The 9,653-nt window shown below is 34.4% G+C and carries 6 protein-coding genes; 4 read left to right on the top strand and 2 right to left on the bottom strand.

Annotated features, from left to right (window positions below; genetic code table 11):
- Positions 1-180 precede the first annotated feature (180 nt).
- From Q5Y73_RS10950 to Q5Y73_RS10935, 4 genes are all read left to right on the top strand, one after another.
- Positions 181-642: an NUDIX hydrolase gene (locus Q5Y73_RS10950; RefSeq protein WP_305991931.1), complete on the top strand. Its 462-nt coding sequence runs from the start codon at positions 181-183 to the stop codon at positions 640-642.
- Positions 643-1,106: 464 nt separating this feature from the next.
- Positions 1,107-1,952 (top strand): SDR family NAD(P)-dependent oxidoreductase, encoded by an 846-nt coding sequence (locus Q5Y73_RS10945; RefSeq protein WP_305991930.1) that lies wholly within the window; start codon positions 1,107-1,109, stop codon positions 1,950-1,952.
- A gap of 211 nt (positions 1,953-2,163) precedes the next feature.
- On the top strand, positions 2,164-2,529 hold the full coding sequence (locus tag Q5Y73_RS10940) for a hypothetical protein (RefSeq protein WP_305991929.1): 366 nt from the start codon (positions 2,164-2,166) through the stop codon (positions 2,527-2,529).
- A 211-nt stretch (positions 2,530-2,740) separates the two neighbouring features.
- Complete coding sequence (locus Q5Y73_RS10935; protein WP_305991928.1) at positions 2,741-3,079, top strand: hypothetical protein; 339 nt, start codon at positions 2,741-2,743, stop codon at positions 3,077-3,079.
- 289 nt (positions 3,080-3,368) lie between these two features.
- On the opposite strand, the gene Q5Y73_RS10930 is transcribed toward Q5Y73_RS10935, so the two are convergent.
- Complete coding sequence (locus tag Q5Y73_RS10930; protein WP_305991927.1) at positions 3,369-7,109, bottom strand: Kelch repeat-containing protein; 3,741 nt, start codon at positions 7,107-7,109, stop codon at positions 3,369-3,371.
- A gap of 283 nt (positions 7,110-7,392) precedes the next feature.
- Entirely contained in the window at positions 7,393-9,606 is a 2,214-nt protein-coding gene (locus Q5Y73_RS10925) for a YhgE/Pip domain-containing protein (RefSeq protein WP_305991926.1), read from the bottom strand.
- Positions 9,607-9,653: the final 47 nt, after the last annotated feature.

Raw genomic sequence — 9,653 nt, 5'->3', positions numbered from 1 at the left:
TATGTCGCCAATCTTTAAGATGGGTGCCTTTTTGATTTTAGGGCCATATTGTTGAATAAGAAAGGAAATTAGATAGTTCATCTTGAAATTGTATGTCATAAAGGGCAGATAGTTGAAAAAGCAATTTTTATAATAATGTTTAACATTAGACTTTTTAAAATATACATAGGGGGAATTTAAATGAGTTACGTTATGGAATTAAGAAAATTAGTGGGTCCTAGACCATTATTACTACCAGGTTCAGTTGTCATAATTATAAATGAAGAAAACGAATTGTTATTACAGCATAGAAATGATGGAGGTTGGGGATTGCCTGGCGGTCTAATGGAAGTTGGTGAAAGTTTAGAAGATACTGCAAAGAGAGAAGTTAAAGAAGAAACTGGCCTTGAAATTGGAGAATTGGAGTTGCTAGATGTTTTCTCTGGACCTGAATATTTTTTAAAGTTGCCTAATGGAGATGAATTATATTCAGTAACTGCTGTTTATTTAACTTATGAAACTAAAGGTAACATTGAAATTGATTATACCGAGTCTATTGATTTGCAGTATTTTAATATTAATGAATTGCCTGAAGGTTTAAATGAAGTAAACCGCAATTATATAGAACCGTATTTAAAAAAATTGCCAAGTAATCCTTGTTAAGCTATTGGCGCCAATCTTAAAGAAGGGCACCTTTTAGATTTTAGGGCCATATTGTGTAAGAATACATTGTTTAAAATCTGAAGATTTGAAATAATACTTATTAAGTTTATAGGGGTAATGACAGCGAACTTGACACCACCCGCAATAATTCAATATTTGACTTATAAAGTTTCATTAGTTATAATTTTTTTATCAAATTAAGGAGGGATTTATAAATGTTAGTTAATTTCCGCAGATTGAACAGATAAATTAATAGTTCAGTGGCTCTGGTTATTTCAGAGTTAAGCGGAAAAAGTATGTCCATTTATATATCTCTTAATCGGTTATTGAAGGGTATGGTGGTTTAACTTCCATACTCTTTTTATATATGCGATGGATTTCGTCACCTCTAATATTAACTTCTTAGAGACACTGTTCTATTTCTTTTAATTAGAAGAAAAGAAAATAAGAGGAGTGATTGTGAAATGACGCATAATACATCTAAAGTTTGGTTTATCACTGGTGCAATTAGTGGACTAGGATTGGAATTCACAAAAACAGCCCTACAATTAGGTGATAAAGTGGTTGGAGTTGCTCGAAATACAGATGAATTAATTGAACTTAAAAAAAGTTACAGTAATACCTTTAAACCAATTACACTTGACATAACGAAACATAATTCTGTTTTTGAAGTTATTGAAAAAGCAGTTAATTATTTTGGTAAAATTGATATTGTTGTAAACAATGCAGGCAACATGATAATGGGGATGATTGAAGAGTTCACTGAGGATGAAATAAGACAACAAATAGAAACTAATTTCTATGGTGCCGTTTGGGTCAGTCAAGCTGTGTTGCCTTATCTAAGAAAACAAAAGTCTGGTCATATTATACAAATTTCCAATATAGGTGGAATACTAGCTGGTCCTATGACTGGTATTTATAGTGCAAGTAAATTCGCATTAGAAGGATTTAGTGAAGCCTTAGCACAAGAATCTTCACATTTTGGAATTAATGTTACAATTGTCGAGCCGGGTGGTTATTGGACAAATTTATATACAAATATGCAGTTCACTACTGTTAATGAAGAATATAATCCTGTTAGAGAATATTTAGCAGGCCAAGAATATGAAAGTAAAGACAGTCACCCTAAGGAAGCAGCGAAGGCATTAATTAAACTGACTAATGAAAAGAACCCGCCTTTAAGATTAATATTAGGGAGTCAAGTTTTTGATGCAGCTATCGAACATGAGAAAAGCAAAATTAGTACTTGGCGAGCTTGGGAAGAAGTAAGTCGTGCCGCTGAAAAGGCTATCTCCAATCCGGAAAAATAAAAACTTAACGATTAATATTATGTAAGAGGGCATTCCTTATAACAAGGTCAGCCCTCTTATATGTTCAACTAACGTGGGCCTTGCATAAGAAGTTAAGTAAATAATCGGTTCAAAAAGCTGTAGGGAACCGATTTTTTTGTTCTATAATTTGTTTAACGTTGTAATTCCGCATTTTCCTGACGCTACCCCAAGATGAAAGGATAGTATTAACATGGAGAAAGTATCAAATATAGATAAATTAGAATCAATAAAATCATTACAATCGACAATCAGCAAACTAGAAAATGCCTTGTCACAAATGATTCAGAAAGGCGCAAATACTACTCTAGTAAAGAAACGGCTTAGAGCTGTTCGCATCGGATTAGCTATACTAGAAAACGTTTGGGATAAAAAACCTCATCATTATACCCAAATTGATATAGTGAAAGCTCGCGATGTTCTTGAAGGTTTATTCCCATCAATTGAGAACAGTTATGCTAGGTCAAAGGTAGGTAGTCCTCAAAGGACACTATTAGAAAGAAGGATTAAAGCATTAGAGCTAGCTGTTCAAGCGATCGAGAATCTTTCCAATACATAACTTAAACACACATTTGTTATTCCAAAGGGCGCTTTTATGGAAGTAACTAAAGCCTATTTTTTCGGTATTATAAGTGAGAAATTAGGCTTTGTTTATCGTTAAAAAGTTCTATCCCATTTCCTTTAGTATAGTGGTTTTAGTTCATTAATTTTCTTAATGTAGTATAGATTTATAAATTATTGTATAATATCTCCATTAAAGGGGTGATCATATGATAAGAAAAATGCATATAATAACCACTATTGCATTAATATTAACTGTCTTATATTTTGGAGTTCTTTCATATGTTGAAGATCGTAATAAACCCTCAATTTCATCTATATTGGTATTAGAGAAAGATATAATAGATAATAAATTTCAGGTTAAAGCAAAATTTTTGTATGATCTTAAAAACCCGTTTATATTTGAACTTAATAATGAAACCTCTTGGTATTTATTAGAAGAAAGTCAATTTTACACGATTACATATAGACATGATGAACTTTTTTCAGATGCTGAAATATTACATATATATTCAGAAACTGAAGAAAACCTAATATTAATAGAGTAATCAGTTTTTTTATAATAAATATATTATCAGTATGCATTTGCTAAATATGAGCTGTTTCAACAGACCAACACAGTTCGATATCTTCAACAAAATGGCGCGATTGTATAAGAAGAAAGACTATAAAATGATCAGTCTCTTTTATAGAAAATAAATAGTCTACCTCAAATTTAGAATCCACTTTGATCAATCTTTTTTCAAAGTGGATTCTTTTTGTTTACCATAAAATTAAGATAATCTTGTTTTCAGAGGGTATTTTTGCCTTGTTTAAGGTCTGCTCTAACCTTTCCTTCTACTCTTGCAACTTTTGATGTATGATATAAGCTCCATCTACCAATAAATAACGTGGTGCATCCAAAGTATAATCCTCTTGCTCCTCGAATATCCCCCAATCAAGTGCAGCTGCAACATATTTTTGCGCCCATTGACTTACCTTCCCATTTTCTACAGTAGCATCCTCATCAATTTCTAATCCATTTCTCAGCGCATATCCTTCAACAAGCATTTTAATGTACTGCTCAATTGTAACTTCATTCAAAGGATCGAATAATTCTTTTCCAATTCCTTCTACAATCCCTTCTATTGTTGCTGCTTGAATATGGTTATACGACCAACGATCGTTATCCACATCATTATAAAATGGTATTAGATCCGAGTTTTGATAATCCACCCCAAATAATAGGACGATCACTTTAACTACTTGTTCTCTTGTTGAAATATCTTCTAAATGGGGTAAACCATCTTCATATCCACTAAATATTCCAGCTTTTTTTAACTCTTCAAATTTTTCTTCTGACGTTATAGATTCATCTTCTTCTTCGTATTCATTAGCATCATCGTTTTTATTATCATTCGAATTTCCCGGATTAGAACCACTTTGCTTCTTTCTAAATGTGATTTCAGTGATATTCCCCGCATAATCCTCAACAATTAACGTATAAGTACTGTTCTTGCTAATTGTATCTCCTAATTGATAACCATCCACTTGTTTATTATTTTTTAATAAAGTGACGTCTTTGATATTAGTCTCTTCAGTATATGGTGTTACCGTTTTGGTATAAGTTACTCCATTGGACACGCCTTTGATGATTGGTGCAGTTTTATCCACTTTAACCATTCTCGACTCATGACTTTCATTTCCTGATTCGTCTAATGCTCTAAATTGTAATACATACTCTTTTTCTTCTACTAACTCCAATGGTTGAATGTAATCAATCCAATTTTGACCATTATCCTCCGACCACTGTATACTAGTTGAACTGCTTTCATCATCTGCCGTTAAACTCACTGTTACACTCTGATTTGTCCATGTATCATTGTCATAGGTTGAATTGTCTTCTTTTATCATACTCACTTCAAGACTAGGTAAAATATTGTCTATTACAAAAGCTTCAGATCTACCTAAGCTCTGATTTCCCTCTGCATCCTCTGCTCGAACATGTAGATAGTAAGCACCTGTTTCACTTTCTAATGTTAATTCTTCACCATTGCTGAAACTTGACCAGCCATTTGCAGGTATATCTGTAGAGTCTGACCATACATATTCTAAGTTGTTTTCATCCACTCCACTGTGATCATCCGTTACTGTGACGGTGGTTGTTTGGGTTTGGGACCATGCATTGTTACCATTTGGTGCAAAAGATATTGTAGGTTCTGTATTGTCTATTAAAAACTGTTCGGACACTTCAGTGTTCTGATTTCCTACCTCATCTTCAACTCGAACATATAGATAGTAATTACCCGTTTCATTTTCTAATTTTATTTTATCTCCACTATTGAAACCTAACCATCCATCTACTGGTGCATTCAGTGAGTCTGACCAAACATACTCTAGGGTATCGTTTACTATCCCGCTGTTATTATCTGTTACAGTGACGATCGTTGATTGTGATTGAGACCATGTACTATTTTCATTTGGGGTAATTGAGATCACCGGTTCTGTGTTATCTAATAAAAACTGACCTGATACTCCTGTTTTCTGATTTCCTGCATTATCTTCTGCTCTTACATGAAGATAATAAGTACCTGTAGAATGCTCTAAAGTTAACTTATCTCCGTTATTGAAGGTTGACCATCCATCTACTGGTAGATTTACAGAATCGGACCATACATATTCTAAGCTGTCAGCAGCTGCACCACTGTGATCATCTGTGACGGTTACATGAGTGGATTGAGATTGCGACCATGTACCATTATCTACCGGATCATAAGTAATGACTAATTCTACATTATCTACTAAAAAATGGCTTGAAACTTGTGTTTTTTGGTTACCTGCTTCATCCTCCGCACGAACATGCAGATAATAAACTCCTGTTTCACTTTGTAATGTTAATTCATCCCCACTATTGAAAACTGACCATCCGTCTACTGGTGGACTAGATGAATCAGACCATACGTATTCTAGTGTAGAAGTATCCACTCCGCTATGATCATCCGTTACTGTGACAGTCGTTGCCTGGGTTTGAGACCATGCATCGTTGCCATTTGGTGTAATTGAGATCACTGGTTCTGTGTTATCTAATAAAAACTGGCCAGACACCTCTGTTTTATGGTTACCTACGTTATCTTCTGCTCTTACATGCAAATAATAGGTGCCTGTGACATTTTCCAATGTTAATTCTTCTCCGGAAGTGAAACCTGACCATCCGTTAACTGGTTCACTAATTGAATCTGACCAGGCATATTCTAGTGTTCCTGAATCAATATTACTTTCATCATCTTTTACTGTAACTGTTGTTGATACCATTTGAGACCATGTTGCACTTCCATCTGTTCCATATTGGATAATCGGTGCTTTATTATCTATTAAAAAAAGATTGGAAACAAACGTTGCTTTATTCCCTGCTTTATCCTCAGCTCGAATATGCAAATAATAGGTGCCAGTGACACTATCCAGTGCTAACAAATCTCCACTAGTAAAAATTGACCACCCTGATGCGTTTGTGTTTGATTTTGACCAAGAAAATTCTAATGTATCTTCCGCTATACCACTATCATCATCCGTTATAATGGCTGTTGTTGATGCAGATTGTGACCAATCCACATTTCCATCCGTTGTTAATGTTATAGTAGGCGCTGTATTATCTACACTAATTGTAGGGGCATATACCTCTACATCCAATACATGCTCTTGATCGTTATATCCCCCAATAGCAAAAATCTCTCCATTTACAACCGTTGAACTTAAACCAATCCTGCCATTGTTCATAGGTGAAATATAACTCCAAGTATTTGTTGAAATATCGTATACTTCAACTGTATTAAATAAACCATCGGCACTCTCACCACCAATAGCATATATTTTCCCATCTAATAATACTGTGCCTATTCCTGATCTACCCATGTCTAATTGATCGATACCATCAGAAGCAGCTGCCCATGTATTATTATCAGTATTGTATACTTCAACAGTTTGCTTATCACCATCACCAGAAATATAACCTCCAATGGCATAAATCATCTTTTCTACTGTGACTAAACTTAAGTAAGATCTACCCGTAGGCATCTGAGAAATACCATCTGAGACATCTTCCCAAGAATCATTTACAACATCATAAACTTCTACCGTATTTAATTGCTGCCAACCGCCCATGGCATATATCTTATTTCCTACTGCTGTTAGTGATAAACCTGATCTAGCTGTCGGCATATCTGCACCAGTAATCCATAATTGTGTTGTAGTATCAAAAATATCAACCATATTAGTGTCAGTACCATTATCTCCTCCTACAACATAAATCTTTGTTCCTATCGCAGCTACCCCAAAATCTGTTCTCTCTCTCCCATTAGGAAGCGTAGTAAGGTTATAATTCCATGAATCGGTAGTTGGGTTGTATACATCAATTGTTTGATCTGTATCTCCTCCTACAACATAAATCAAATCATCAATCTCTGCCACGCCCAACTCGCCTCTTGCATGTGATAACTCCGTTCTTTTTTCCCACTGTTCAATAGCATGAACTGTGTTTTCTTTTAAAATGTAAGTACTTACTAAAATAAAACTCAAACATAACAACAAAGAAACTTTTTTCAAGGTAAATATATCCCCTTTCATAGAATAAATTTACTTACTTTTCAACTTATTCCCCAACCTATTTTTTTATCCATAATCTAGTTTCTTTTTGATGTCAAAGAGAAAAATCAAAAAAAATCGAGAGTCATTGAATAGTTCATGACTCTCGACCACACATCCTTCTTTATATTTGTTACATCTGAAAGATGATTAGTAGCATCTTTTCCTGACGGTACTAAAATATCGACATGATCCATTTCCTTAACTTGTGAAATTTACTTCTGAACTTCAATATAAAGGATACTTAGGATAACTCTCTCTCTTCAATCTCATGAAGAAATGATTTTCTTTTAATGACATATAACAACAGCAGCGCACCTACTCCAAAACCACAGAGAATCAAACTTTCTGTCATTAGACTATTCATATCTCCGATAGAAATAATATTTCTTAATCCTTCAACTGCATAAGTCATAGGTAAATAGGGAGCAATGAACTCGAATAGACCTGGTTGCAAAACTACTGGATATGAACCTGAACTGGATGTTAGCTGCGCCATCAATAAAAGAATAGCAACAACTCTGCCTGCATCATTCCCAAGTATATATGTGATCATAAACAATATAGCTGTATATACAAATCCCATCAAAATAACAAAGCCATACAGATGAATAGGTGTCATGGAAAGATCTAATTGTAATCCTGTCAGCAAAATAAATACAGAAATGACTGCCTGAACTAAACTGACTGATGTAAGCTTGAGATATTTATTCACAATATAAGATGACGGACGTTTAGGCATAGCAGACACTGTTTTTATATCGATCGCAAGAAATAATACTAACGATCCTACCCATAATGATAAGGCAATAAAATAGGGTGCAAATCCTGTTCCATTATTAAGGACCGGATGTAAATTTTTCTCTTCAACTAACAAAGGATCTACAATAACGTCAATTCGCTGATCTGATTTTCCGTCCTTTGCAGCTAATTGTGCAGCTTCATTCAAACCATCCGCTAATTCATATTGACCTTTTTTAATTTCATCTAAGCCATCTTTTAAAGCATTTGATCCCAGCAGCAACTGATCGTTTCCTGCCTGCAACTTAGAAAAACCATTTGAGAATTCATTTAAACCTTCTACTAAAAGTGTACTGCCCTCCTGAAGTTGATTTGTTCCTTCGGCTACTGTTTGTAATTGATTTGGAATTGCTGCAATTTTGTCTATTCGCTCGTTCAAATTATTCTCTGTATTCTCAATATCTATTTGTAAACTCAACAAATCTTCCTGTATTGTTTCTAATTCAAGGATTAATTCTTCGTTTGTTTCCTTTAATTCTTCCTCAACTAGAGATAACTGTTTTATTAAACGGTTGTAACTTCTACTTACTTCATCTCGATCTTGTTTGATTTGCTCTTGATAATCAATAGCTTTCTCTAGAGATTCCACAACTGAGCCAAGCTGTTCATTTTCTTTCCATTCAGGGTTATCCTCTATTATATTTTCAACTAATATAATGGCCTCATCTATTCGCTTTCTTTGATTTTCTATTGGATCTTCAAAAGGCTCTGTTAGATCTTCTTGTAATTTCTGTACATCCTCTTTTAAATTTTGGATGACAGTGATTGTCTCATTCACGCCACGAATTGAATCTTGTATTCCTTCAATCGAATGATTGAGATTTGAATTAAATGTTTCTAATGAATTCGATAAATTGCTAAGATCTACGTGTGCAGCTTCTAATTCGTCTGATATTTCATTCGCTCCATCAGAAGCTAGATTAACAGATGTATTTAACTGGATAATTCCATTTTCAAGTTGATTAGCCCCATTTAACAATTGTGTAAGTCCATCTGATAGCTCCTCCATTCCACTACTGCTTAACACTAAGCCATCAGATAATTCATTCGAACCACTATGTGCTTTATCCACAGCCTCTGCTAATAATTGTGCTCCATCTGCCGCTTCCTGTAATCCCTCCCCCCCATTCAATACATTCTCATAAATAATCTCTAAATAACGAGTAGATAATTCCTGATCTAACTTTGTTTCTACCTGATCTATTATGGCATTTGAGATTTTAGCAGATATAGCATTAGAACCTTCACTGAAAATATAGGTAAGGGTGGCACTTTGGGGGTGATCACTGCCAACACTCAACGCTTTTTCTGAAAAATCACTTGGAATGTTTAAAATTAAAACATATCCTTCTGAAAGAATGCTTTTCTCTGTTTGATCTTCTGGGAGCAGAGTCCAGTTTGTCTGGTCGTCATCAAGTAACTGTTCTACAAGATCTTCTCCTAAATTAACATTTTCCCCCTCATTTACTGTTCCTATATCTTTATTTATAACTGCTAAAGGTAATTCATCTATGTTGTCTTCTGGGTCCCAGTAAGCCCACAAATATACAAAATTATATAAAAGGGGCAATAACATAGCCACAATTAAGGATGTCCTTAAAATCTTGGTTGACCACATATGTTTTAAATCTTTATAAGCAAGCCTTACGCCACTCATTCTGTCACCTCACTCTAGATGTATTGATTCTTTTTTTGATTGAACAT

Origin of the sequence: Chengkuizengella axinellae (assembly GCF_030730905.1) — a bacterium.
GTDB lineage: Bacteria > Bacillota > Bacilli > Paenibacillales > KCTC-33759 > Chengkuizengella > Chengkuizengella axinellae.
This window is presented reverse-complemented; position numbering and strand designations above follow the sequence as displayed.

Bases quoted from the DNA above. Each gene is read 5' to 3' on its own strand.
- Q5Y73_RS10935 (WP_305991928.1), top strand. From the start codon at position 2,741: ATGATAAGAAAAATGCATATAATAACCACTATTGCATTAATATTAACT.
- Q5Y73_RS10950 (WP_305991931.1), top strand. From the start codon at position 181: ATGAGTTACGTTATGGAATTAAGAAAATTAGTGGGTCCTAGACCATTA.
- Q5Y73_RS10945 (WP_305991930.1), top strand. From the start codon at position 1,107: ATGACGCATAATACATCTAAAGTTTGGTTTATCACTGGTGCAATTAGT.
- Q5Y73_RS10925 (WP_305991926.1), bottom strand. From the start codon at position 9,606: ATGAGTGGCGTAAGGCTTGCTTATAAAGATTTAAAACATATGTGGTCA.
- Q5Y73_RS10940 (WP_305991929.1), top strand. From the start codon at position 2,164: ATGGAGAAAGTATCAAATATAGATAAATTAGAATCAATAAAATCATTA.